The following is a 23,254-nucleotide window of genomic DNA, read 5'->3' as shown; positions in this document are numbered from 1 at the left end:
TGAGGAGAATGAAAAAAAGAAACAAGTTGAATGAAAGGAGGAAGTCTCATTGGCTATTGCTGCTCAAACAAAGGATAAACCTCAAAAAGCGGTCACCGGTTCAACGGTTTATCCTATTTTATTGATTATTGGTATTTGCCATATGCTCAACGACACATTGCAAGCCGTGATTCCTGCCATGTTCCCTATTTTAGAACGCTCAATGGGGCTGACCTTTACTCAATTAGGGCTAATCGCCTTTACATTAAATATGGTCTCCTCTGTCATGCAGCCTGCGATCGGGTGGTACACAGATAAACGGCCGATGCCCTATGCACTGCCTATCGCATTATTTTCAAGTGCTGTCGGCATTCTCGGCCTTGCGTTTGCACCATCATTTGCGACCATCCTGCTGTGCGTCGTCTTTATTGGACTTGGCTCTGCGATTTTCCATCCAGAAGGCTCACGGGTTGCCAACATGGCAGCTGGTCCTAGACGGGGTCTTGCTCAATCCATCTATCAAGTCGGTGGAAATACAGGTCAAGCCTTTGCTCCGCTAATCGCTGCATTCATGCTCGTCCCTCTCGGTCAGCCAGGTGTGGCTTGGTTTACGATTGTTGGAATGATTGCTGTCGGTTTCCTTCTTTATATTTCGAGATGGTACGCAGGAAGACTTCAAACCATTCGAGCACAAGCGAAAAAAGCGCCTGCAAAAGCAGCAAGATCTGAACTTCACCGCAAATCAGCGCTCACAGCACTTGGCATTATCGTCTTTCTTATTTTCGCACGTTCTTGGTATGGAAATGCGATCTCGAATTTCTATGCGTTTTATGCGATTGAAAAATATGGTTTGACGATTAAAGAATCACAAACTTATATTTTCTTATTTCTTATATTGGGTGCGATTGGGACATTTTTAGGCGGGCCGCTTGCAGACCGCTTCGGCAAGAAAACCGTCATTTTAATTTCTTTATTAGCATCCTTTCCACTTGCCCTGCTTCTCCCATTTGCCGGACCAGTTGTTGCTTATGTTTTACTTGGACTTATTGGGATCATTCTGACTTCAAGCTTCTCTGTCACCGTGGTCTATGCCCAAGAACTATTTCCCGGGAAAATTGGCACAATGTCTGGTTTAACTGTTGGACTTGCGTTTGGTATGGGAGCGATTGGATCCGTTGCCCTCGGCTCATTAATTGATGCAGTCGGTTTAACGCCTACCATGATCGGTGTCGCCTTTTTACCGATATTAGGCATCCTAGCCTTCTTACTGCCAAGCGATCAGACCATAGCGAAATGGAATGAATCATAAAAGGTAAAAACCGCTCAATAAATGAGCGGTTTTTTCATATCTCATAAAAATGCGTGTCAGGAACATGCTTCTTTGCAATAAACCCCTGCTGAAAGTCTGGAAAGACCTTTTGCACCTGTTTAATTTTCAGATGAATCAAATCCGCATACGGAATATACAAATGATCCACAAGAGTGTGTTCTGTCATATAGTAATACCAATTCAGATTAAAGTTCTTTTCATCAATGATCGTAAAGGCAGAAAAATGATAGAACAGCAGTGGACATTCGTCGAGATACATATCTCCTTTCACAACGGAGAGCTTATAGTTTTCAATATTCCAAATCGCTGCATTGGCACCTTTAGATGCCACCACATGGACACCCTCAAAATCATCGACCCATCTTTCAACATACCGCTGATCACCATATGTCTTTTTTTCCGTATCCATTTCTACTGTACAGTGCGCAATGCAGTTCTCTTTCCACTGCGTCACAGCCCGTTTGGCCACATCTGTGTTTCGACAGCCTACAAAGCCAGTATTAAAACGGCCGGATAATTCATAAAAGTGATAGAATCGCTTGGAATTCATATGATCTGTCAAAAATACATGAGCGAGTGGATTTTCTGCAAATATCGCCTCTGGATCATGATAAAAATACAAATCCGTATCCAAATGAGCGAGATAATCTGCATCAGAGGACTCAAGAATTTTGAGTAGAAACGCAGGCTTAAGCGTCCAGCAATACTCGTGGAACGTACGATCCGCCTTTGCTTTTCGCAGCGAATCATCTTCCACATCTTCAAGCTGTTCATATTGGACATGTGGATGAGGAAACTGACTTAACACCTTGTAAGCCAAAGGATCAGCACATAAGACAGAAAGTTTGTATGATTGAGCCGTCTGCTCAAGTGAATGAATCAGCGCCAGCAGCTTAAATACATGGGTATTGGACACAATGGTTGTGAAATGATAGGATGCCATCTACAACACATCCACTTGGAACAAGTCAACATGCAGCAGCTCTTTTGTGAGCCCTTGAATGGCTTCTACCAGCACCGTGCATCCATGTTCCTGCTTGGCAAGCTGGGCCGCCTCTGACAGCTTTTTCAAAGGGAAATGCTTTGCCGTCAGCACGTCCTTTTGATCACGTTTAATGCCCACATTCCGCTCTGTGATCATATGAAGTAGCTCCAAAAAATAAGCAAGCAGATCATCATATGCTGCATTCTTACGCAGCTGGCGAATGTCTTTCACGATATCATTTGTCACGGTATGAGAAAATGGTCCAGAGAAAGCCAGATGAACATCAATCGAATCAATATTGTTGTACTTCTCGCACATATACAAAATGTTATATTTGATGTCATCGAATGACGTTAAATTACTTGGATGTTCCTGATGCACACTTAAAATATCCTCACGCAGCTCAAATGAGAGGCCAAGCTGATGCAGACGAATGCCTAAATCATAATCCTCAAACCCGTATCGAACGATTTTTTCATCAAACATCCCTAGTTCCATAACATGCTTTCGCTTGACGGAAGAGTTATTTGTGATAAAAAATCGCCACGGCAATTGATAAGAACTTAAATCATAGTCGTACGTGTTTAAAATGTCTTTCAGAATATCAATAAATTCGGACTGCAAGTCGAAGCTTCTCTCTAGAAATGCGCCGTTTTTTATTTCCTCCATCGACACAAGAGACGTTTTGTCTTTCATTTTCCGCTGATACAGCCCTTGTTTTTTTAATCGATTCACATGATCTTTATCAAAACCTTTGTAAAAATAACGATAGATTCGCTTCCAGCAAACACCGCAAATCACACGGTCCTCATGATCAGCATGTGCCTCTGCGTGCTTTTGAATAAATTGGGGCTCTGCCAACATATCGCTGTCATGGAATATTAAGAGGTCTCCCTCTGCCTCACGAATGGCATGATTGCGCCCCTTGGCAATTCCTTGATTGACAGGAATACGCACCTTTTTGAATGGAAAGTTCACCTCAATGTTTTCGAGCATTTCCATCGTGCCGTCCGTTGACCCATTATCAGCAACAATGACCTCAAATGGAATATCGGTTTCCTGAAGCGTTAAGGAAAAGAGGCTCCCTTCTAAACGCTCTTTCGCATTATAACTCGGAATAATGACGCTGACTTTCGGCTTTTCATTCATGCGCCATCCTCCTCCAGTTTGGCATAGCCGTTAAACATCGGATTGACTTGTTCTACCGATTCAATCACATGACGCAGCACTTCCCGATAGGCTTCTTGGAAAAATGGCAAGTCATCTCTTCCTTTTTCATGGATTTGCTGCATATCATCTTTGCTTAAGATCCGAAAACCACTGAAATGATAGCAAATGAGTGGGCTTCCATCCTCAAGCAAAATACGTCCATTCTCTTCCTGATAAGAATGCTGGCCATAATTCCAGTGACCAATATTCACACCCTTTGTTTGAATATCTTCTACTTTTTCAAACAGCATCGGCATATGATCCAAATACCCTTGATCGCCAAATTTTCCTTCTCCAGGCGCATTTTTGCATTCCTTTAGACATTCTTCTTGCCACCAGCTCAGGCACTTTCGGCCGGCTTCATCTCCTTTAAAATGGAGGAAGCCTGAATTGTAGCGCCCTAAAAGTTTTTGAAGCATCTTCACTTCCTCTGGATCAAAGCTTGGAATGACAATATCCCCTCTTGATAGAAGCACAGACGCATCAGGCTGGTTTTGAAAAATCACTTGCGGACGCTCATAAAAGAACAAATCCGCATCAAGATACGTCACTTCCTCCGCCTGGTCCTGCTTAAATAGCCACTCAATCCAAATCGGTTTTAATGTCCAGCAATATTCCGAATCATTTCGTTCCTTTTTGATCTCTAGAAGCTCCGGCGTTTCAAGCTCACGCACATGAACAAGATCGACATGCGGGAAATTCATTTGATGAAGCAAATCAAATGCAGCATCATCCATACATAACGTCTTGATGACAGCATCATCTTCTACTTGCTTCAACGATAAGAAAAACGCAATGGCTTGATAAAGTCTTCCACTTGATAGAACCGTACAATATATGCTGTTCATCTGTATACACCTCTATTTTTGAAAGAATTCGCGATACCATTCAATTGTCTTTTCTAACCCTTCATCAATGGAGTAATCAGGCTTCCAATCAAGCAGCTTTCTCGCCTTTTCTGCTGATAAATATTGATGCTTAATCTCATGCGTTCCTTGATTCAAAATACACGGCTTCAGTTCACTGCCCATCGCCTTTAAGATTTTATCAACGAGCTCAAGCACGGTCAGCTGAATTTCATTACTAAAGTTAAATGCTTCTCCTGCAAGCCCTTTTTCCTCCATTTTTTCAGCTAGGAGTAAATAAGCCTTGACCGCATCTTCAATATAGAAATAATCACGGATAAAGGTTCCGTCACTTCTAATTTCTGGCGCCTTTCCCTCTAACACAAGCTGGATGGTTTGCGGAATGATTCGGTTAAAATTCAAATCCCCGCCTCCATATAAATTACCGCAGCGCGTAATACAAACCGGAAGACCATATGTGTTGTAGTACGTGTGAGAAATTAAATCTGCACAGCTTTTTGACACATCATATGGATGCTTCCCGTTAAGCGGCATGTCTTCATCATAAGGAAGCTGCTCTTGATCCCCGTATGCTTTATCACTCGATGCCACAATCACTCGTTTGATAAGCGGCTGTCTTCTGCATGCCTCCAGCACATTCCATGTTCCTAAAATATTGGCTTCAAATGTAGAGACCGGGTGACGATTTGCGACTCCAACAATCGCTTGGGCGGCCAAATGAAAGACTGTATCAATCTCATATTCTCCTAACGCACGTTCTATCGTTTGCATGTCCTCAAGTGCGCCTTGGACGACATTCATCTTTTCAAATTGACCGCCTTGATATAAGTTCGATCTTGGCACCTGATCACGTACAAGCCCTGTTACGTTTGCTCCTTGATCTATCAATTCCTTGACGAGGTAACTCCCTAACAATCCCGTACACCCGGTCACAAATACGTTTTTCCCATTCCAAAATCCGCTCATGCTGTCACCAAACCTTCCATGGTTGTTTTCCTTCAGTCCACATGCCGTTGATTTCTTTCAAGTTTTTATACGTATCAATTGCTGTCCAAAATCCGTGGTGCTCATAGACTGCAAGCTCGCCATCATTCGCCAAGTTCTGAAGAGGCTCTGCTTCAAAGACGCACTGATCATCATCTGTTAAATAATCAAAAACCTTTGGAGACAACACAAAAAATCCTCCATTGATCATCCCGATACTGTCTGTCTTCTCAGAGAAGGATTGTGCCATCCCGTTATACACCTTCAGCGTGCCGTACTGTGATTTCTTTTCAATTCCTGTGACAGTGGCAGCTGCTCCAAGCTCTTGATGGCGCTTGAGCAAATGAAACATATTGATATTGGCAAGTCCGTCACCGTACGTCATCATAAATGTCTCATCACCAATATAATCCTGTACCTGCTTTAACCGCCCGCCTGTCATCGTATTCTCACCCGTATCTAAAAAAGTGATTTTCCAGTTCTCCGAATTCCCTAAAAGCTTTATTTCCCCTGTCGACATATCCAGCTGCATGCTGTGATGCCGCCAGTCGTAGTTGAGAAAATACTCTTTGATTTTCTCTCCTTTATATCCAAGCAATAAGATAAACTCGTCTACACCGTAATACTGATAGATTTTCATAATATGCCATAGAATAGGCCGATCTCCGATCATAGCAAGTGGTTTAGGAAGCGCTTGTGTGACCTCACTCATTCTCGTTCCCTTTCCTCCGCAGAGAATGACTGCTTTCATCTTCTCCCCTCATCTCTCTATGAAAATTTTTGATTGAAAACCCTATCTTCATGCGGAAAATCAGTACATGTACCCTTATACTTTGTCCGACATCAGGTTTTGAATCTACTCTATTCATATGTCGGAATAAGAGAGGATGCCACTTAGCATTTAACTATTTTTACAAACAAAAAAGAGCGAGATTTGCATTCTCGCTCTTTCAAAGTTTAAATTGTATATTTTCAGGGTAGATGGTATGATAAACATGTGCATATACAGCACAAACAGCCTCTTTCGATAAAGAGACTACTAGATTGAATGAACTCAAGTGGCAGCTTGCTTCATTCTTAATATGAATCACGGAGGTGAATTCCCATGGCACAAAATGTACTTTGTGAAGTGAACTCTTGCCGTTTTTGGGCTGACAACAGCTGTACAGCTTCTACCATTAAAATTGGTAAAAGCACAATGACTGACGTGACTCGCAATGCTGAAACGGATTGCGAAACATTTGAAACAAAATAATACATGATTTTCTGAGATGAAGGAACTGGCAGGTTCCTTCTTTTCTTTTATCATTCTATCAAGAATGATAATTATTATCAAGCGTTTTTGAATAAACATTTCTCGGGAAATAATGACACGAAATTTCTCCATTCGTTGACGATTTTCACTCCTTTTTCTATACTCAACATATCCAAAGAAGAAAAAGTGGTGACCAATCAGTGGATTTTACGATACGTTTTCTATCATTCTATGTGGTTGAAATAGAAGGCAAAGAGGAACAAGCAAATAAACGGTTTAAACATTACCAAACATTAGACCAAGAAGAATTTGAACAAAGTGAGCTGAAAGACTTTCTAGACGGTGAGCTTAAAAAAATCGTCAAACGAAAAGTGGACAGACACCCTAAGTCTGAGCAAGTACCGACTAAAATTGGCCGATTTATTGTCGAACCCGGGCATGAACTCGATTCAAATCCAAACTACAATTTATTTCATCAGACGAGATTTGCAGATACAAAAGAAGTATTTAACGAATGCAGTGAACAATTTGTTCGCACCTATTTAGATACAAGTGCTGTCAGAGGCGGCGTGTTTTTGGTTGCATCTGCGGTTCCTAAAAAATATTTCGATGACTCTTTTGTCTTTATCATGAAATGCGATTTTGAACAGAAAGTCGCTTCTATTGCTGATACATCTACCTTGATCAAAAAAGTAGAAATGGCGATTACAACAAAAAACATGAAATCGATTCAATACCCGTTTATGCCAGAAGAGGGCATGACAGAGGAAGCCGAAGTGAAAATTCACCAATCCTCACACGCTCGTTATTTTGAAGACTTTCTGAAATTCGTCGAATACGGAGAATCGATGCCTGAAATCATGAAATCACAGGTCATGAATATGGTGCAGGAACATGTATTTGAAACATTTCAGGATGAAAGTGAAGAATTAAAACAATTTGAAGAGGACCTTGAAATATGGGAAGCAAGTGAAAAACGGGAGATTCGGGAAACACTCGATACAGAACAGGTCACACTAGCGGCTTCGCATATTGTTGAACAAACCCCTGATATCACAATGAAAATGCGTCTAGGCGAAACAGAAATTAAAGGACTTTTAGCCGACTTCGGCCACTCGATTCATATCGCAAAGGTCAACAATCGATATGTCGTGCTCGTTGAAGCAGATCAAATTGTATTTGAAAAAGGAAGCACACCTGTTGAATTCCATAAACCCAATGGATTGAAAGAGGTCGTCAGCCAACTCACGCAAAAAGCCTATGATTCAGACTTAGAATAAGAGAATATGACTGCCTCCTGCGATCAGCTGCATGAGGCAGTTTTTTATATAAAGCTTTATTTTTTACACTGCACTAGAAGAAACATGCTGCCCGCTTCTTATCCACATGCTGACGAGCATTAAGCTTATGATAAGCATCAGCCAAAAGACGCTGTTTGTTCCGAAAAACTGGATCAACGTATACCCACACAAAGGTCCTAAAGCAGCCCCCATATCTTGAACAAAAGAATAGCTGGCGAGAAAGCGGTTCTTATCTGTTTGAGCAGAAGCTTTTTGAAAGGCAAGTGTATCGGTGAACGTTGTGACAATTGTTGCCATTAGTTGAATCAAAAGCAGCATCAATAGGAACCAGCCGCTTACCTTCAACATGATCACAAGAAAACTGAGCCCTCCAAATGAAAGAAACATCCAGCATAACATTCGTTCCTTCATCACAAGACGATCAAACCATTTGCCCGTTCTCGGTGCGAGAAATGGTTCCCATCCCCACCTGAGTGCTTGAATAACACCGCTTAAAGCCGAAGCTCCGATGACAAAGCCAAACAGAGTCAATTCATCTTGGGCAATCTTTGCTTCAATGACATGACTCAGGGTGGATGCGAATAAACCTTGGATGATCAGTGCGATCAGCATGCCTGTTATCAGTACTTTTACCACATCTCGTGTAAACCACTTCTGTTTGATGCCATGATACACCTGCGTGCCTTCTCTCTTTTCAATTTCATCCAACGATACATAAAAAATGCAGCCCATTAATGTGAGTAAGCCAAAGACAAGCGTCATGGACTGAAAACCGATCAAGCTGGCAAGGATTCCCCCAAATAACATGCCAAATAAACTGCCAAGCCGGTAAAGCCCATTATAAAGACCCGTCAAATGTCCTTGTGAGCCTTCGTCCATTTCAGCTAGGACCCTCATCCCACTCATACGGAGTAACGTCCAAGCGAGACCCCATGCACAGCGGCAAATCAATAGCAGCCAAAATCCACTCATACCATATAATATCGTGGTCACTGACGCGATCAATATTGCGATCAGTACACCGGTCTTCATTGGAATATATCGATAAAGCCACCATACGACAGGTGCTAGCGGGATACGAATGAATCGGTTGATAGACAGCAGTAACCCCACCTCCCAAATGGATGATAAACCAATCTCTTTCCAATAGACCGGGAGAACAATATAGAGCATTGAATCCCCAATAAGGGCAAATGCTGTGATGAGTGCAATTGACACCACTTGCTTTTGACGACGATCCATTTTTTCTTCCCCCTTCGCTACCTTTACGATAAGGGATACCTTATAATAAATCTAATGAATGTTTTTGATTGAATCATCAAAATAATTGATAGGCGGTGCAAAGATGAATTTACATGCCCTCCGTATTTTTGCAAAGGTAGCCGAAACAAAAAGTGTCACACAAACGGCAGACGTGCTGTCTTTGACGCAGCCGGCTGTGACAGCACAATTACGAAGCATTGAACGAGAGATCGGCTTTCGTCTTTTCAAACGAAACGGCCGGGGGATTACCCTGACGGAGATGGGGAAGATCCTGTATCCATATGCCCGGCAAGTATTCGAGGCGGAAAAAGAAGTAGAATATCAGATTACTCTTCTGCAAAACGGAAAAAAAGGAAGACTCAGAATTGCTTCTACCTACGTACCACTTAACTTTTTACTGCCTGATTGGCTTGCCTCTTTTAAAACAGCATCGCCACAGACAGATATTGAATTAAAAAGCGGAAACTCCGCTCAAGTGATCGAAAGCCTGCTTCAATATCAATCAGATGTGGCGATCGCCGTAATAGAGGACCTGCACCACGAAGATCTTCACACCTCTCACTTAACTGATTTAAGTTATGACTTTATCGTTCCAGTGGATCATCCGTTAAATGGACAAACCGTCCCCCTAGAACGCCTAAGCCATGAACCTTTTTTAATGCGAGAAGAAGGCAGTTCGACGAGAGACAAGCTTTTTTCCCTTTTTACCGCTAAAGGAATTAAAAAACCGACCGTTGATTTACAATTCAGTGGTGTCCACGAAGCCATTCAAATGATCAAAGCTGGCTATGGCATTACCCTTGTTCCTCGTGACGCCGTTCAGCGAAGCTTAGAACGCGGAGAAATTGGGCGCGTGTATATCGAAGGAATAGACATTATCAGACCTGTTGTGGTCTGCAAACGGGCGAATGACCTTGAGGAAAATAGGACGGTGAATGCTTTTCTGCAAATGAAAGACATCGGACCCTTTATAGCACCTGACTCCAATTAAAAAAGTGCCTGCTTCAGCAACAGGCACTTTTTCTATTCGGATGGCTGAACAAGATCAAATGGGACCGCTTTTGAGGCTATCACTAATTGTTCTGGTGTGATGAGTATTTCATTTCCCCATTCTCCTGCTCCAACGCCTAATATCTCTTCTTCTAATAGCGATGCTTCGATAATCGTGCGGAACCCTTCAGGCTGCCAGCAAAATGGCGGAATCGAGCCAATCCGATAGCCCGTCACTTCAAGCACTGTGTCTGGTGAAGCCATTTTGATATTACGAGAGCCAGCGGCTTTCTTTAGTTTCCCTGATTTGATGTGCTGGTCAGCACCCACCATTACAAGCAGCTGCTCGCCTTCCCCTGTTTCAAAGATCAATGTTTTGATCATTTGTCTTTCTCTAAAACCAAGAGCAGCCGCTACATTCGCTGCGCCCTTCTCTGTGTCGGCAGAAAATGTTTTGATGTCATACGGGATGCCATGCTTGTCCAAAAAGTCATGAGCTGGTAATTTTTTCAATGGATTGAACCCCTTTCCTTACGATGTTCTTTCATTTAGCTTATCACAATCCTCTCATCCTTAAGATGTATTTTTCAATGGAAAACCTCTGAACACTTCGCCAACATGCTATACTGAACTTGTTTTTGAAAAGGAGTCGGTTGGATATGGGAAATAAGTTTTGGTGTTATACAGGCAGTAAAAGCCTTCTCATGCTAAGTGATATTCTATTTTTGATGACAGTCACATTGGTTATTTATCAAGATACACAATCTGTCGCTTATGCGGCTGTATTTCCGCTCATAAGAACACTATGTCAGCTATTGGCTGGGCTCCTCTCTCCTGTTTTGACAGAACTCTTTCAAGCCAAGCGTCTATTGAAATGGGTCCCTCTTTTACGTATTGGAATGCTCGTCGTATTCACGACCCAATTTGATTTCTTTCAGCAGCACCTGATCTGGCTGTTTAGTGCATTCGTTTTGATTTCCATCACAGGCGGGTTCATCAGCCCTTTATTACAGGCCATCATGCCGATGCTTGTATCAGCAAATCAGCTTGTGAAAGCGAACAGTACAGCCTCCGTTTTTTATCAATCTGTTCAAATCGCCGGCTATTCGTTTACTGGAATGCTCGCCTGTTGATTGGTCCATCTTATTTAATGTGGGCCTCTTGTTTCATGATTGTGTTGTCCTATCTATTGATCATCCCTGTTTTTTCTCTACTCAAGCAAGAAGACACGGTTCAAAAAGAAAATAAGATGAACGGGTTCAAAGATGGCTGGAAGATCATTTGGACAAACAAAACGGTTCGCATCCTGACTTTCATGGATGTTAGTGAAAATATTGCAGGTGCTTTGTGGGTCGGACCAGTTACGCTTGCCTTTGTCACACTTGTTTTAAATGAAGGTGCGGAATGGTGGGGATATATCAATGCCGCATATTATATAGGTGCCATTATAGGCGGACTCATGGCCGCATGGCTAAGTCAGTTTATTCAAAAACAACTTCTCCTCTTTATGGCAGCGGGCTCTTTTATTTATGCAGTGCTGACGATCCTATTTTCGCTAAACAGCCTGCCATGGCTTGCATTGCTGCTTTGTATTTTAATGGGGCCTGCCTATCAAATCCGAGATGTCTCTCAGCAAACCATTCTCCAAACGGAAACGCCAGTCCATGAGTTATCAAAGGTGTATGCGGCTCAATACGTTCTCTCTTCTATGTCTGTCAGTTTATCTATTTTCTTTGTTGGATTAATTGCGGATACATTCGGAGCGAGATTTGTGTATTTGTTAGGCGGACTGTTTGTACTCATCTGTTCCGGGATTGCCATCACCACTTTCATGATGCAGAAAAAAAGAGCCACTGTTTAAGGCAGCGGCTCTTTTACTTTTCTTTTAACATCGCAAACATGTCACGCGCCATTGCTTCTAGGATATACACAACGGGTGTCTGTGTGGTGATGTTGGCTCTATGGACTCGTTCATCTGTGACGTAATAAGCAATATTTAAGTCAGAAATACGAGAAATTGTGCAGTGCTGATTGTTTGTAATACTAATGATCGTGCTGCCTTCTCTTTTTAGTTTCGAAATATGATCAATCGTAATACTGTTCTCTCCTGATACCGACAGCACAATGGTGACACTATTGTCTAAATACTGCATATTCATCGGGAAAAACGGATCGTTGATGTAAAACGAAAATTTCTCCAGACTTGAAAAGTACCTTGCCCCATACTGCGCCAAAATACCAGAACTGCCCGTCCCGATAAATAGCACATTTTTTGCATCCGCAATGAGTTTGGCGGCCTCTTTAATCTTCTCTTCAAAATCTCCTTTAAGTGTCCGTTCGATAAATTCATACAGGAAATGCTGCGTGCTTTTCAAAGAAGGTGTTTGTTCTGCTTCTAAATACATTTTGAGCTTCACCTTAAATTCTGAAAATCCTTCACAATTCACTTTTCGACAAAAGCGAAGGACAGATGAGGTCGATATATGTGCGGCATCTGCCAAATCACGAATTCTCATATAGACGACTTTTTCACTGTTTTCCATAATGTATCGGTATAAAGCGCTTTCTAGTTCATTAAAGCTGGAAATGACCTCACTTGAAAACATCTGACTTCCCCTTTCTCCAACAACATGACACAACACGTTTCTTTTATGTAACAAATCTCTAAATAGGGCACCCTTGCCTAAAGACGCTGAAACCGTTTACGCACAAGGTACTCTCACGATAAGCTATAGATGTACAAACAAATGATAAAAGATTGATTCACTCTATTATAACATTGTGCGTTACATTATTCGGAGGTGCAGAACATGGCAAAAGGATTAAAGGTTGTCACAATCGGCGGAGGATCAAGCTATACACCAGAACTTGTCGAAGGATTTATTAAACGGTACGATGAATTTCCAATTAGCGAACTTTGGCTCGTCGATATCGAAGCAGGTAAAGAAAAACTTGAGATCGTCGGAAATCTTGCAAAACGCATGGTGAAAAAAGCGGGACTTCCAATCGAGGTTCATTTAACTTTAGATCGCCGGAAAGCACTGGTAGACGCTGATTTCGTCACAACACAATTCCGCGTCGGATTACTGGAAGCACGTATGAAGGATGAACGTATTCCTTTAAAATATGATGTCATTGGTCAAGAAACAAACGGTCCAGGCGGTCTATTCAAGGGTCTGCGCACCATCCCTGTCATTCTTGAGATTGTGAAAGATATTGAAGAATTATGCCCGGATGCTTGGCTTGTGAATTTCACAAATCCAGCTGGTATGGTCACAGAAGCCGTACTTCGCTATTCAAACCACCGCAAAGTCGTCGGCTTATGTAACGTACCAATCGGTATTCGCATGGGCATCGCCAAAGGACTTGATGTCGACGCAAGCAGAGTCGAAGTCAGCTTTGCTGGATTAAACCATATGGTCTTTGGCCTGAACGTGTTCTTAGATGGCAGAAGCATCATGGATCAAGTGATCGAAGACATGGCAGATCCAAATTCCACCATGTCCATGAACAACATTCAAGCGATTCCGTGGGATGCAGATTTCTTAAAAGGGCTTGGTGTGATTCCTTGTCCGTACCACCGCTACTATTACAAAACAAGTGATATGTTGGCTGAAGAAAAGAAAGCAGCAGAGAATGAAGGAACTCGTGCAGAAGTCGTTCGTGCACTAGAAAATGACCTGTTCGAGCTTTACAAAGATCCTGATCTTGATATTAAGCCACCACAGCTTGAAAAACGAGGCGGTGCTTATTACAGTGATGCAGCATGTAACTTAATCGCATCTATTTATAACGACAAGCACGACATTCAGCCTGTAAACACCATCAACAATGGCGCCATCAGTGACATTCCAAATGATTCTGCCGTTGAACTGAACTGTGTCATCACAAAAGACGGCCCAAAACCAATCGCTGTTGGTGAAATGCCGGTCGCTGTCAAAGGACTTATTTCTCAAATTAAATCCTTTGAACGTGTAGCCGCTGAAGCAGCCGTGACAGGCGACTACAACACAGCACTTGTCGCCATGACCATCAATCCGCTCGTCCCATCAGATGCCATTGCAAAAAGCATCCTAGATGAAATGCTAGAAGCACATAAAGAATATCTGCCACAGTTTTTCAATAAAGTAGAAGCATAAAAAGAAGCCGCACTTGTCAAAGTGCGGTTTTCTTATTTCCCAGCAAACAACTGATCCATCTGAGCACGGTCATAGTCTAAGAGCCAGTGCTGTAAACCTTCATAAACTGGACGCAGATGTTCTGGATCTGCCGCAATAAGATCACAACCTCGATCATCATATAAGTGGAAAATCATCTGTTTTGAGAGATTGATGAGATAAATGTCATAACCAAGCTTTCCTTTCAAGATTTGATTCGGTTTGTAGAAATCCTCTTGGCATATGGCTTGTAATAGCGGGCGCAACCGAATATCTTGCAACTGACACTTGATTGTAAATCTCTCTATTTTCATTGTTTCTTCTTGTTTTGGTTGTATATAGGTCAAACGCTCGTGACGCAATCGGTGACGCACTTGTCGGTCGGCATATTTCTGATAAACTAGGAGCTTTTGCTTCGTTAATTCATGTTCATGCTGCGTATAGACATCCGTGACAAGTAGAATATCGTCTTCTGGATCAAAAGCATATCTGACAATTTTCAAAGCCCGATCGCCTGCTTTTTCTAATACAACCGATTCTTCTCCTAATGACCAATCTGCCACTTCAAAGCGAAGACCAAAAGGCCACCCATAAAAAAGAGGCGGCGTGAGGACAAGATCAGGAAAATGACTATTTAAAAAACGATTGGTTTGATCGCTCATCTCATGTCCTTCCATTGGTTTTATTTCTTATTTTACCGTTGAAACTGATGGAAATTCAATTGGAAATAAACTGTCATTTCTTATATGATAGAAAGAGATGGAGGTGTGACCAATTGAAAAAATGGTTTTTACAGGTGTTCCTCACCGCATTGATCACGATGTGGATACAGACTGGACTTGATCAGGCGAACATCATTCAAATCACCAATGTATGGGTCGATGTCAGTAGCTGGATCCTAATCTTCTTTGTCATCTACGCACTTTTTGAATGGACTGCTCACGTCTTAGCAAAACGGAAAATCGCTCATCGCTGAACATCTCTTTTTACAGAGATGTTTTTTGTTGAAACTCTTCCTGCACAAGTTCATGAATCACGCCCATTCCTGCCTGACTTCCGGCTGCTGCTGCAAGAACAAGCTGAGCAGGCCCGCCTAAATTATCACCACATGCAAAAATACCGCTGACGGTTGTACGCCCAAGAATATCTGCTTCAATGCCCCCATTTTTCGTCATTTGACAGCCTAGTTTTTCAGCAAAAGGGGTTGACTGCTTGAAATCACTTGCGACAAATCCGCCTTCTCGTTTCACTGTTTCCCCATTCGCAAGGTGAATTGAGTGCAGCTGACCATTGTCATGATGGATCGCTACAATTGGCACATCAATAACTTGAATAGAATGTGCTGATAACAGTGCTTTCTCCTCTTCAACTAACACTTGCTGTCCATTTGTAAACACAATCAAATCCTTTGTCCAATTCGAAAGAAGTTTCGCCATATGCGAAGCGCGCTGGTTCTCTGCAATCAGGGCAAGTGGCTTATCCTTCAGCTCCCAGCCATCGCAGAAAGGACAGCTAAACAACGTCTTTCCATACACTTCATGAATCCCGTTGATCTTTGGCAATATGTCCTGAAGTCCTGTGGCCAAAATAATTTTTTTCGCTTCGAATCTTTCTCCTTCTTGTGTCATTAACGCGAAGTTGTCCTCATGATTTTGTATCTCCACAATTCTGCTTCGTTTGATTTGGATATTGGGGTAGTTTTGAAGATCCGCTTCTCCCGCTTGTCTGATCTCAAACGGTGTCACTCCATCATTTGTAATAAATCCATGTGATTCCTGAGTCACTCGATTTCTTGGCATCTCATCATCGAATACCATGACCTGTTTTCTGCCCCGCCCCACAACAAGAGCTGCATTTAATCCGGCTGGTCCGCCTCCGATAATGGCACAATCTAATAACATGTCAATCTCTCCTTTTTATAAAAGACTTTAAAGACTCTTAATATCTATAATTTACTCAAAAAAAAATCACATCTTGAAAAATGGATTTTTTTCTGTCTGCTCTATTTGGCTTGCAATATCAACTAACCGCTTTTGACTTAACGTCTCCTGCATTTTCATTTCAACATCCTGCATGACTTGTTCAATCAAACAGCCATCGTGAGGCATGAAAGAATCATGTTCTAAAGAACAACGAAATAAATGGGTTTGTCCTTCTACCGCCTGAATGACGTCTAAAAACGAAATGTCTTCTTTCTTTTTCAGAATGGTGTAACCACCTTTTGCGCCAGGTGTTGATTCAATTAATCCCGCCTTCACAAGCTTTGTTAAAATTTTGGATAAATAAGTGGGTGAAAGATCTTGCATCTTGGCGAGAGGTTCAACGCCTATTGCTTTCCCCTTTGGTGCAAGGGTTAAAAAGACCATCGTATGCAGCGCATAGTTGGTCGCTTTAGAATATTTCATAGAAACATTCCTTTCTATCTATTGTAGACCTTTTATATCTGTAATTGATCATAAAAGATTCAAGAAGAAAAAGCAAGTATTGTGGATCTGCTTCTTTTTTCATTCCACATTTCGCATTTCCTTCCGATAATAGAAGTAAGCACGAATAAAAGCTTGATGAAGACTAGAAGGAGTGAAAAAAATGTCAGATCAACAGCACAATGCAGCACACGAAGAAGAAGAGGAATTTAACGTATACGACATGCTTCCACCCGCAGGAACAATCATTGGCGAAGCAACAGAAGAAGAAATGGAAGCTGCGGCAGCATTAGAAGTGAGACATTACGCCTTTATGCGTCTGCAAGACTCGTACATTCAATTTGATGGATCTTCTTATAAAGAATTGCTTAAAGACTTTCAAGAAATAGAATTTGATTCTGCAAAGTTTTGGAGAGCCATCGCACGACGCCTGCAAGTCCCATACGAATGGCCAATCCGAATCGATCATGCAAACGGTCCTATTTATATTGGTGAAACAGAAGATAGCCGTGAGGTTGAGGAGAGTGCGGAGTAAAGGAATTGGTGACCCCCCTTTTAATAAGGGGGGCTTTTTAAGAAATTTAAAAGATTTTTCACATGAAATAGATATCTTATTGCTCTTCTAAATCAAATTCCAACCACAATGATATATTAAAAGCGATTTCATGCATTTCATCTATTTTTGATTGATTCAATTCCTCCGCAAAACGACGTGCATTTTGAAAAATATCGTCATTCTGCTTAATCACCACAGCATTCAGTGTAAGGATTGTACTGAGCGCCCAGCCAGCAGTTACTAACAAATTTTCGTCTTGAATGGCGTTCATAAAAGTTTCTACTTCTGAAAAAAACCACTTGATATCATCAATTTGTTCTATATGAAAAAATACAATATTCTGAAGTGCCTCAGGATCTCCGGTCTTCAATATTTCTTTCACTTCTTCTTTTGATAATGGCGGATTCTGTTTTTCATATTCAGCCTGCCACTCTTCATCCGACATTTCATCTTCTTCACTATCCTCTGCGGTATAATGCCCCGCAATCAGTTCATCAAACGAATCCGCTAATTTGAAATCCGTCTCATATTCTAGATCAAAGTAGTGAATCGGCGGATGCTCCTTTGTTTCTCTATAATCCAATGCAATCCATGTATGACCATCCCCACAAATGAGCACAAGTCCCTCAGGCAATTCCCATTCCTCTATTAAATAATCACTATCCATAATACCTTCGCCTTTGGCAATTCCTCTTAAATGATCAAATGACACATGATCCTCTGCCCATCCATTCGGCTGGTCCGTTGGAAAAGCATTATGCAAGGTATAACCGCCATTTTGTTCAAGAATCAGTTTCTTATATGTATCAGGCAAGATGACGCCTAGTTTTTTTTCTGCTTTTGCAATGTCTTTTTCATTGATTTTCTTAAATGTCTCTTCACTTTCTCTGTCTATATCCCAAAATGGTTTCAAATAAAATACCTCCAATTGTTATTTCTATCTCATTTTACCATTTGAGAAAACTAGTTTAATAGTCCTACTCATAAAAAAGAGAAGGGTTCCCCCCTCCTCTTGTTGATCATGATTGTTCTTGATTTCTCTCTTCAAATTCATCTAGCATTGCACGCACTTCATCTGTTGATGATGTGTTCATTAATTGGTTTCTTAAGAAACTCGCTCCTCTGAAACCTTTTACATAAATCTTAAAGAAACGGTGCAATGCCTTGAATGGACGCAAACCTAGTGATGAGTATTGATCATGGAGATCAAGATGTAATCTTAAAAGACCAAGCAGTTCATCACTTGTATGCTCCTTCGGCTCTTTTTCAAAAGCAAATGGGTTATGGAAAATCCCGCGCCCAATCATCACTCCGTCCACTCCATACTGTTCTGCGAGCTTTAAGCCTGTTTGACGATCAGGAATATCACCATTGATTGTCAAAAGAGTATCAGGGGCTACTTCATCACGCAGTTTTTTAATCTCAGGAATGAGTTCCCAATGCGCATCCACCTGGCTCATTTCCTTTCTTGTGCGAAGGTGGATCGATAAATTCACAATATCTTGCTCCAAAATGTGTCTAAGCCATCCGCGCCATTCATCGACCTCAGTAAAACCAAGTCTTGTTTTGACGCTGACAGGTAATCCCCCAGCTTTTGCTGCTTGAATCAGCTCTGCGGCAACATCTGGACGAAGAATCAAGCCACTGCCCTTCCCATTTTGTGTGACATTTGGGACAGGACAGCCCATATTAATATCAAGCCCCTGAAATCCCAACTCCGCCATTCCAATGCTCATCTGTCTAAAGTTCTCAGGCTTATCTCCCCAAATATGAGCAACAATCGGCTGCTCATCCTCTGTAAACGTTAAACGGCCTTTCACACTTTGAATGCCATCAGGGTGGCAGTAGCTCTCACTGTTCGTAAACTCTGTAAAAAACACATCCGGTCTCGCCGCCTCACTCACAACATGACGAAACACAACATCTGTCACTTCTTCCATTGGTGCTAATATAAAAAATGGCCGCGGTAAATCACGCCAGAAATTTTTACTCATCTTTCATCCAATTCCTCTCATGACATAGCGCCTTAAAGGGCATGTCCTTCTGTAAATTCTTTCAGCAATTTTTATCATTATATACTTTAATATGAACTAGGCAAAATTGCAAAAAAGGACATTTGATCATGGACTACGGGATGAAAAGATTTATTTTAAAAATTAGTTACTTGATGCGAGTAAGAAATTTAAAAATATCCTGAAATTAATGCTTTTATGAAATCAAATAGCTATTTATTTTTATAACAAATCTCGTGGAAAAACTCTACATGGTTAGACTCTTAACGACATAATGTATTGTGAAAATCGGAAATCAGACTGAAAAATAGATTTTTCCACACTGTAATAAATTTTTAAAATTTTTTTACTTAAATTCAATTTAATCAAAAAGTGGGGCATATTTACGGACTTCAGGAAGTTTAGATTTTCTCGCAAATAATCTCCACTTCTCTACATCTATACATTTATGGGATAGTACATTCTTATAAATATATCCAGCCAATCCAGTTGATTCAGATATTAACTCAAATTCCTCATCCGAGATAAAACTGTTATGATAATATCCCTTATTATAATCTTCAATTATAAAATTTAGTGTTTTATTAATTATTTCAAACTCTCTAGCATTGAATACTTCCGGTACATATTGACATATGAATTTTAATGTTCTTGTTACTTCTAAGAGAGTAGTCTCTTTTCTATATTTATATAGATACAACAATTCATTCTTTAATTCTGATAAGTCCATATTAACTTCATTTCTTTTACAAAAGATAATTAAATCATATATTGCAATAACAACTGATTTAACAATTTTCAAATCAGTTGTTAATAAATTATCGAGTAATTTGCCCGTCTCACTTGGTTCCAGTACATTAATTCTTATTAAAACTGGAATTAATAAAATGGCTTTTTGAGGTTTGAATTTAAGTAAATTATTGTAAATTTCTCCAATAAGTCTTTTATCATTATTAGATAAACACGATAATGGGATGTTTGCCAAGAAGGAATTTTTCAAAAATACTATCATTTTTATCAAATCGTCGTTTCCACCAAAAAAATCATGTTTTTCAACTGACAGCAACCATTGTTCTTGATTTTCCCACCATTCAAAAAATTTCTCCAGCCACTTCTTGTACATTTCATCTGTAACATCATAACTGTAATCAATATTATCATTTATAAAATTGGGAAATATGTTTTTTAAATCACTTAATAATATATCTAGATTATTATTGTTAGTAATTACATTATTTTTAAATGACCTGGGTATGCTTTCTTCAATTCTCTTTTTGGCATAATCCCCCTGAATTTTGAGGTCATTAGTTAATTTAAGAAGATATGATTCTAATAAATAATCACTATAGTTATTATTTTCCCTATCTATAATAATACGAATAGCTTCTCCTATCCTGTTTTTGTTTTCTTTGTCTAAATTATTTATTTCAATAAGTCTAACTAACCTTGCTAAAGCTGCGTCCCTTATAACACTTTTTTCGTTTCTCAAGATACCAACAAGTCTATTTATATCGCTCCTACTAACTTCTATATTAACACAACTAATGTTCCCAACTTCAAATTGAAATTCAAAAGAAGGCTCAAAGAAATTATAATGGTCTAATTTTATATCTTTAAGTTCTCTATTTTGCTCCCCTATTATTGGTAATTTCAAAATTCTACTGAAGAAATCAGCTTTTTCTTGAGTATTTTTATCAAAAAAGATTCGCCTAAACAAAGGAGAAAATATTTTGTTAATTATATGTGTATACTTAATATAGAGCTCTTTATCGACAAATAATTTTATTACTAAATCATCGATTTTACCTTTTTCTTCTTTAGACAATACCGAATATATACGAGAAATTACTTCTAATAGGAGCTGAGTATTTGTATTTTCTTTATTGTTAATCCCATTCATAACTATATTGAAAAAGACTGTCATTTTAGAGCTTTCTGCTTTAAAAATAATTTTTCTCGAAAAGAATTCGTCTATTTCTTTTAAGTCACCCATTTGAAGATATATGATCCAAGAATAGAATGGATATAAATATTCCAAATTATTAATAGCATTATTTAATAATGATTTTATAGATGATATCTTTTCAATTTGAATTCCAAATTCCTCTGAAATCATTATTAAACAATACGAATCAACTAATTCTGTTTCCAAAACATTTCTAAAATTGTTTGTCTTAATTATTTTATTTGGATCGAAACCTTTTGTTACAAACGCACCGGATTTACTTTGATAAGGTCTAATTCTACTATATATGAAATCCAATTCTTTTAGAGGATTACATAATTTTGATTCTAAATATGATAATCTGTTCCGACTATTCTTTAGTGAAAATTTATCATTATTATTTATCTCAATTAGTCTGACTAAAGCAATTCCTTCTACTGATAACAAATGATAATCATCGCTTTTAATAGTTAACATTTTTCTAACACTACCCAAACAATCCTCTAATAATTCAATCGCTTGACTTACTTCTCCTAATCTATACAATATATTTGCCTTATTAATAGTCATTTCTAAATTTTTTTTTGGGAATGTCCACTCACTTATCAGAGAAAAGACATCAGCAAACTTATAATTAGCTAATTTAAATAAGATTTTTTCAAATAGAAATATATTTCGTTGTTCTTCGTTTAAATTTAATTGATTAAGCAACTTAATATTAATTTCAAAATCATTTTTATCAAAATCTAATCTTGCTTCTTTTAATAGTCTTAGACATATAGTGTTTAAATCATCATCAACTAAACTTAAATCTTCAAAACTTTCTTGAACTAGTTGTTTCATTAATTGGTGAAATTGAGTATTTATAGGAATAAGAAATTTATCATATAACCAAATAAGTTCTTTAACCACTTTAATATTGGTTAATAAATTGCTTTTTTTCATTTCTATGAGTAACAAAATTTCATTACATGTCATTTGAATTTTATCAACATTCTTCTTTTTAATAATATCTGGAACAATTAACCACCCTGGATATTCTCTACGATTTTCTATTAATGTATCTACAGCATCTTCTATAGAAATATAATTTTTATAATATGAAGTATATGGCCATAGTATCTTTTCTTTTCTATCTTCGTATGATAAAAATTCAAATATATTTTGGAACATTAATTCATATATATTTGAATGTTCATTTTCATCGTAAACTTCTTTGAAGTCGATAAGCGTTATACCTTTATCTCTCAGTTTTTTTTCTCTTTTTTGTTCTCCATATGCTAACATGTATATTTTAGGCATATGATCCCCTAGATTATCATGTACCCAATTAGTCCATTTTTCAAAATTGGGGTCATCTCCTGAGAAGCCTATTAATACTAGTGTAGTTTCCATAATAGACTGTTGAACCATATTGACAAGTGGAGCAAATTCCTTTTCGTATGATTCATAATCATTTTTTGTAAATATAAACGGGCGCTTAGATGGAAAACTTCCATGAAGTTTAATAATTCTAGGAGAAGAAGAGCTTGAGATGTCACTACTATCATAAATTACTTGGTAACTTCTTTCATAAACATTTGGTAAAGCTCTCTCTAAAAGGGTATCGTAATTCGTTGTATATACATCTGACCAAGGTAATCTTAATAAACTTTCATGAAGTTGACTAGGCTCATAATTTTGATCTGGTATCGCCTGCTTAAGTAGTTCATCTAAGTTAGCTCGTCCATATTCATCTGCATACAACTGACCAATTTCAAGAACATCTAACTCTGCTATCTCTTCTTTTCTTAATCCTTCAGAAATTTTATTTTTTAAATCTGACCATAAAGACATACTCTCAAAAGACTCTTTAAGCTTTTCAGCATTTAAGCTAAAACCAGAACCAACCATTAAAGATACTCTACTCTTACCATCTTCTTTCCATAATTTAGATCTAATATTTTTTAAGTGGTTGTACATCTTTAATTTTCTTTCAAAAATACAATTTCCACTCAAA

Annotated in this window: 23 protein-coding genes; 9 read left to right on the top strand and 14 right to left on the bottom strand. The window is 39.3% G+C overall.

Translation table 11 applies throughout. The features are described from left to right. Nucleotides 1-49 precede the first annotated feature (49 nt). Nucleotides 50-1,288: an MFS transporter gene (locus KVT11_RS15735; RefSeq protein WP_116307610.1), complete on the top strand. Its 1,239-nt coding sequence runs from the start codon at nucleotides 50-52 to the stop codon at nucleotides 1,286-1,288. Nucleotides 1,289-1,322: 34 nt separating this feature from the next. On the opposite strand, the gene KVT11_RS15730 is transcribed toward KVT11_RS15735, so the two are convergent. Genes KVT11_RS15730 through rfbF form a run of 5 tightly spaced genes read right to left on the bottom strand, consistent with a single transcriptional unit; the run spans nucleotide 1,323 to nucleotide 6,104 of the window. Continuing rightward, nucleotides 1,323-2,252 carry a putative nucleotide-diphospho-sugar transferase gene (locus tag KVT11_RS15730; RefSeq protein ID WP_060780859.1) on the bottom strand — a complete coding sequence of 310 codons (930 nt, stop codon included), beginning with the start codon at nucleotides 2,250-2,252 and terminating at the stop codon, nucleotides 1,323-1,325. Beyond that, entirely contained in the window at nucleotides 2,253-3,443 is a 1,191-nt protein-coding gene (locus KVT11_RS15725) for a glycosyltransferase family 2 protein (RefSeq protein ID WP_108611401.1), read from the bottom strand. Continuing rightward, a complete protein-coding gene (locus KVT11_RS15720; protein ID WP_108611400.1) occupies nucleotides 3,440-4,351 on the bottom strand; it encodes a putative nucleotide-diphospho-sugar transferase in 912 nt (303 codons plus the stop codon). Before KVT11_RS15720 ends, KVT11_RS15725 begins: the two co-directional genes overlap by 4 nt. A 12-nt stretch (nucleotides 4,352-4,363) precedes the next feature. Then, nucleotides 4,364-5,335: a GDP-mannose 4,6-dehydratase gene (locus tag KVT11_RS15715; RefSeq protein WP_057078351.1), complete on the bottom strand. Its 972-nt coding sequence runs from the start codon at nucleotides 5,333-5,335 to the stop codon at nucleotides 4,364-4,366. 4 nt (nucleotides 5,336-5,339) lie between these two features. Continuing rightward, nucleotides 5,340-6,104, bottom strand: a complete 765-nt coding sequence (rfbF, locus tag KVT11_RS15710) for a glucose-1-phosphate cytidylyltransferase (RefSeq protein ID WP_099496375.1) — start codon at nucleotides 6,102-6,104, stop codon at nucleotides 5,340-5,342. Between the two features lie 354 nt (nucleotides 6,105-6,458). Between rfbF and KVT11_RS15705 the strand changes: the two genes are divergently transcribed. Both KVT11_RS15705 and KVT11_RS15700 read left to right on the top strand, forming a co-directional pair. Then, nucleotides 6,459-6,608 carry a DUF1540 domain-containing protein gene (locus KVT11_RS15705; RefSeq protein WP_008344201.1) on the top strand — a complete coding sequence of 50 codons (150 nt, stop codon included), beginning with the start codon at nucleotides 6,459-6,461 and terminating at the stop codon, nucleotides 6,606-6,608. A gap of 200 nt (nucleotides 6,609-6,808) precedes the next feature. Next, complete coding sequence (locus KVT11_RS15700; RefSeq protein ID WP_017360425.1) at nucleotides 6,809-7,888, top strand: DUF3900 domain-containing protein; 1,080 nt, start codon at nucleotides 6,809-6,811, stop codon at nucleotides 7,886-7,888. 63 nt (nucleotides 7,889-7,951) lie between these two features. Here KVT11_RS15700 and KVT11_RS15695 read toward each other — a convergent pair whose 3' ends face one another. After that, complete coding sequence (locus tag KVT11_RS15695) at nucleotides 7,952-9,151, bottom strand: MFS transporter (RefSeq protein ID WP_035391404.1); 1,200 nt, start codon at nucleotides 9,149-9,151, stop codon at nucleotides 7,952-7,954. A gap of 103 nt (nucleotides 9,152-9,254) precedes the next feature. On the opposite strand from KVT11_RS15695, the gene KVT11_RS15690 reads away from it, so the two are divergent. Continuing rightward, a complete protein-coding gene (locus KVT11_RS15690; RefSeq protein WP_057078352.1) occupies nucleotides 9,255-10,163 on the top strand; it encodes a LysR family transcriptional regulator in 909 nt (302 codons plus the stop codon). Nucleotides 10,164-10,195: 32 nt separating this feature from the next. Here the strand turns inward: KVT11_RS15690 and KVT11_RS15685 are convergent, their stop codons facing one another. Continuing rightward, nucleotides 10,196-10,675, bottom strand: a complete 480-nt coding sequence (locus KVT11_RS15685; RefSeq protein WP_017360428.1) for an aminoacyl-tRNA deacylase — start codon at nucleotides 10,673-10,675, stop codon at nucleotides 10,196-10,198. A 146-nt stretch (nucleotides 10,676-10,821) separates the two neighbouring features. Between KVT11_RS15685 and KVT11_RS21100 the strand changes: the two genes are divergently transcribed. Further along, the gene (locus KVT11_RS21100; RefSeq protein WP_223255674.1) at nucleotides 10,822-11,295 is read left to right on the top strand and encodes an MFS transporter; all 474 of its coding nucleotides are present in this window, start codon (nucleotides 10,822-10,824) and stop codon (nucleotides 11,293-11,295) included. A gap of 35 nt (nucleotides 11,296-11,330) precedes the next feature. Further along, nucleotides 11,331-12,023: an MFS transporter gene (locus KVT11_RS21095; RefSeq protein ID WP_246877068.1), complete on the top strand. Its 693-nt coding sequence runs from the start codon at nucleotides 11,331-11,333 to the stop codon at nucleotides 12,021-12,023. Between the two features lie 13 nt (nucleotides 12,024-12,036). Here the strand turns inward: KVT11_RS21095 and KVT11_RS15675 are convergent, their stop codons facing one another. Then, entirely contained in the window at nucleotides 12,037-12,768 is a 732-nt protein-coding gene (locus KVT11_RS15675) for a MurR/RpiR family transcriptional regulator (RefSeq protein WP_017366780.1), read from the bottom strand. Nucleotides 12,769-12,972: 204 nt separating this feature from the next. Between KVT11_RS15675 and KVT11_RS15670 the strand changes: the two genes are divergently transcribed. Then, nucleotides 12,973-14,301: a 6-phospho-beta-glucosidase gene (locus KVT11_RS15670; RefSeq protein ID WP_116307608.1), complete on the top strand. Its 1,329-nt coding sequence runs from the start codon at nucleotides 12,973-12,975 to the stop codon at nucleotides 14,299-14,301. A 32-nt stretch (nucleotides 14,302-14,333) separates the two neighbouring features. Here the strand turns inward: KVT11_RS15670 and KVT11_RS15665 are convergent, their stop codons facing one another. Continuing rightward, nucleotides 14,334-14,981 carry a DUF3885 domain-containing protein gene (locus tag KVT11_RS15665; protein ID WP_116307687.1) on the bottom strand — a complete coding sequence of 216 codons (648 nt, stop codon included), beginning with the start codon at nucleotides 14,979-14,981 and terminating at the stop codon, nucleotides 14,334-14,336. Between the two features lie 113 nt (nucleotides 14,982-15,094). Between KVT11_RS15665 and KVT11_RS15660 the strand changes: the two genes are divergently transcribed. After that, nucleotides 15,095-15,295 (top strand): hypothetical protein, encoded by a 201-nt coding sequence (locus KVT11_RS15660; RefSeq protein WP_017360433.1) that lies wholly within the window; start codon nucleotides 15,095-15,097, stop codon nucleotides 15,293-15,295. Nucleotides 15,296-15,305: 10 nt separating this feature from the next. On the opposite strand, the gene KVT11_RS15655 is transcribed toward KVT11_RS15660, so the two are convergent. Together KVT11_RS15655 and KVT11_RS15650 are read right to left on the bottom strand one after the other, a co-directional pair. Beyond that, nucleotides 15,306-16,220: an NAD(P)/FAD-dependent oxidoreductase gene (locus tag KVT11_RS15655; RefSeq protein WP_116307606.1), complete on the bottom strand. Its 915-nt coding sequence runs from the start codon at nucleotides 16,218-16,220 to the stop codon at nucleotides 15,306-15,308. A gap of 66 nt (nucleotides 16,221-16,286) precedes the next feature. Continuing rightward, nucleotides 16,287-16,724 carry an Rrf2 family transcriptional regulator gene (locus tag KVT11_RS15650; RefSeq protein WP_017366776.1) on the bottom strand — a complete coding sequence of 146 codons (438 nt, stop codon included), beginning with the start codon at nucleotides 16,722-16,724 and terminating at the stop codon, nucleotides 16,287-16,289. Nucleotides 16,725-16,905: 181 nt separating this feature from the next. Here KVT11_RS15650 and KVT11_RS15645 point away from each other — a divergent pair, with 181 nt between their 5' ends. Next, complete coding sequence (locus tag KVT11_RS15645) at nucleotides 16,906-17,277, top strand: hypothetical protein (RefSeq protein WP_217609073.1); 372 nt, start codon at nucleotides 16,906-16,908, stop codon at nucleotides 17,275-17,277. A 76-nt stretch (nucleotides 17,278-17,353) separates the two neighbouring features. On the opposite strand, the gene KVT11_RS15640 is transcribed toward KVT11_RS15645, so the two are convergent. From KVT11_RS15640 to KVT11_RS15630, 3 genes are all read right to left on the bottom strand, one after another. Further along, a complete protein-coding gene (locus KVT11_RS15640; RefSeq protein WP_217609072.1) occupies nucleotides 17,354-18,211 on the bottom strand; it encodes an SMI1/KNR4 family protein in 858 nt (285 codons plus the stop codon). A gap of 106 nt (nucleotides 18,212-18,317) precedes the next feature. Beyond that, on the bottom strand, nucleotides 18,318-19,292 hold the full coding sequence (locus KVT11_RS15635) for a tRNA dihydrouridine synthase (protein ID WP_217609071.1): 975 nt from the start codon (nucleotides 19,290-19,292) through the stop codon (nucleotides 18,318-18,320). 379 nt (nucleotides 19,293-19,671) lie between these two features. Further along, entirely contained in the window at nucleotides 19,672-23,253 is a 3,582-nt protein-coding gene (locus KVT11_RS15630) for an SIR2 family NAD-dependent protein deacylase (protein ID WP_217609070.1), read from the bottom strand. Nucleotide 23,254 lies beyond the last annotated feature (1 nt).

Origin of the sequence: Bacillus sp. GbtcB10 (genome assembly GCF_019091365.1) — a bacterium.
GTDB classification, from domain to species: Bacteria; Bacillota; Bacilli; order Bacillales; family Bacillaceae; genus Bacillus; species Bacillus altitudinis.
The sequence above is the reverse complement of the archived record's forward strand: the minus strand, read 5'-3'. Positions and strand labels throughout refer to the sequence as shown.

Bases quoted from the DNA above. Each gene is read 5' to 3' on its own strand.
- KVT11_RS15730 (WP_060780859.1), bottom strand. From the start codon at position 2,252: ATGGCATCCTATCATTTCACAACCATTGTGTCCAATACCCATGTATTT.
- KVT11_RS15725 (WP_108611401.1), bottom strand. From the start codon at position 3,443: ATGAATGAAAAGCCGAAAGTCAGCGTCATTATTCCGAGTTATAATGCG.
- KVT11_RS15720 (WP_108611400.1), bottom strand. From the start codon at position 4,351: ATGAACAGCATATATTGTACGGTTCTATCAAGTGGAAGACTTTATCAA.
- KVT11_RS15715 (WP_057078351.1), bottom strand. From the start codon at position 5,335: ATGAGCGGATTTTGGAATGGGAAAAACGTATTTGTGACCGGGTGTACG.
- rfbF (WP_099496375.1), bottom strand. From the start codon at position 6,104: ATGAAAGCAGTCATTCTCTGCGGAGGAAAGGGAACGAGAATGAGTGAG.
- KVT11_RS15705 (WP_008344201.1), top strand. From the start codon at position 6,459: ATGGCACAAAATGTACTTTGTGAAGTGAACTCTTGCCGTTTTTGGGCT.
- KVT11_RS15695 (WP_035391404.1), bottom strand. From the start codon at position 9,151: ATGGATCGTCGTCAAAAGCAAGTGGTGTCAATTGCACTCATCACAGCA.
- KVT11_RS15690 (WP_057078352.1), top strand. From the start codon at position 9,255: ATGAATTTACATGCCCTCCGTATTTTTGCAAAGGTAGCCGAAACAAAA.
- KVT11_RS21100 (WP_223255674.1), top strand. From the start codon at position 10,822: ATGGGAAATAAGTTTTGGTGTTATACAGGCAGTAAAAGCCTTCTCATG.
- KVT11_RS21095 (WP_246877068.1), top strand. From the start codon at position 11,331: ATGATTGTGTTGTCCTATCTATTGATCATCCCTGTTTTTTCTCTACTC.
- KVT11_RS15675 (WP_017366780.1), bottom strand. From the start codon at position 12,768: ATGTTTTCAAGTGAGGTCATTTCCAGCTTTAATGAACTAGAAAGCGCT.
- KVT11_RS15670 (WP_116307608.1), top strand. From the start codon at position 12,973: ATGGCAAAAGGATTAAAGGTTGTCACAATCGGCGGAGGATCAAGCTAT.
- KVT11_RS15665 (WP_116307687.1), bottom strand. From the start codon at position 14,981: ATGAGCGATCAAACCAATCGTTTTTTAAATAGTCATTTTCCTGATCTT.
- KVT11_RS15655 (WP_116307606.1), bottom strand. From the start codon at position 16,220: ATGTTATTAGATTGTGCCATTATCGGAGGCGGACCAGCCGGATTAAAT.
- KVT11_RS15650 (WP_017366776.1), bottom strand. From the start codon at position 16,724: ATGAAATATTCTAAAGCGACCAACTATGCGCTGCATACGATGGTCTTT.
- KVT11_RS15645 (WP_217609073.1), top strand. From the start codon at position 16,906: ATGTCAGATCAACAGCACAATGCAGCACACGAAGAAGAAGAGGAATTT.
- KVT11_RS15635 (WP_217609071.1), bottom strand. From the start codon at position 19,292: ATGAGTAAAAATTTCTGGCGTGATTTACCGCGGCCATTTTTTATATTA.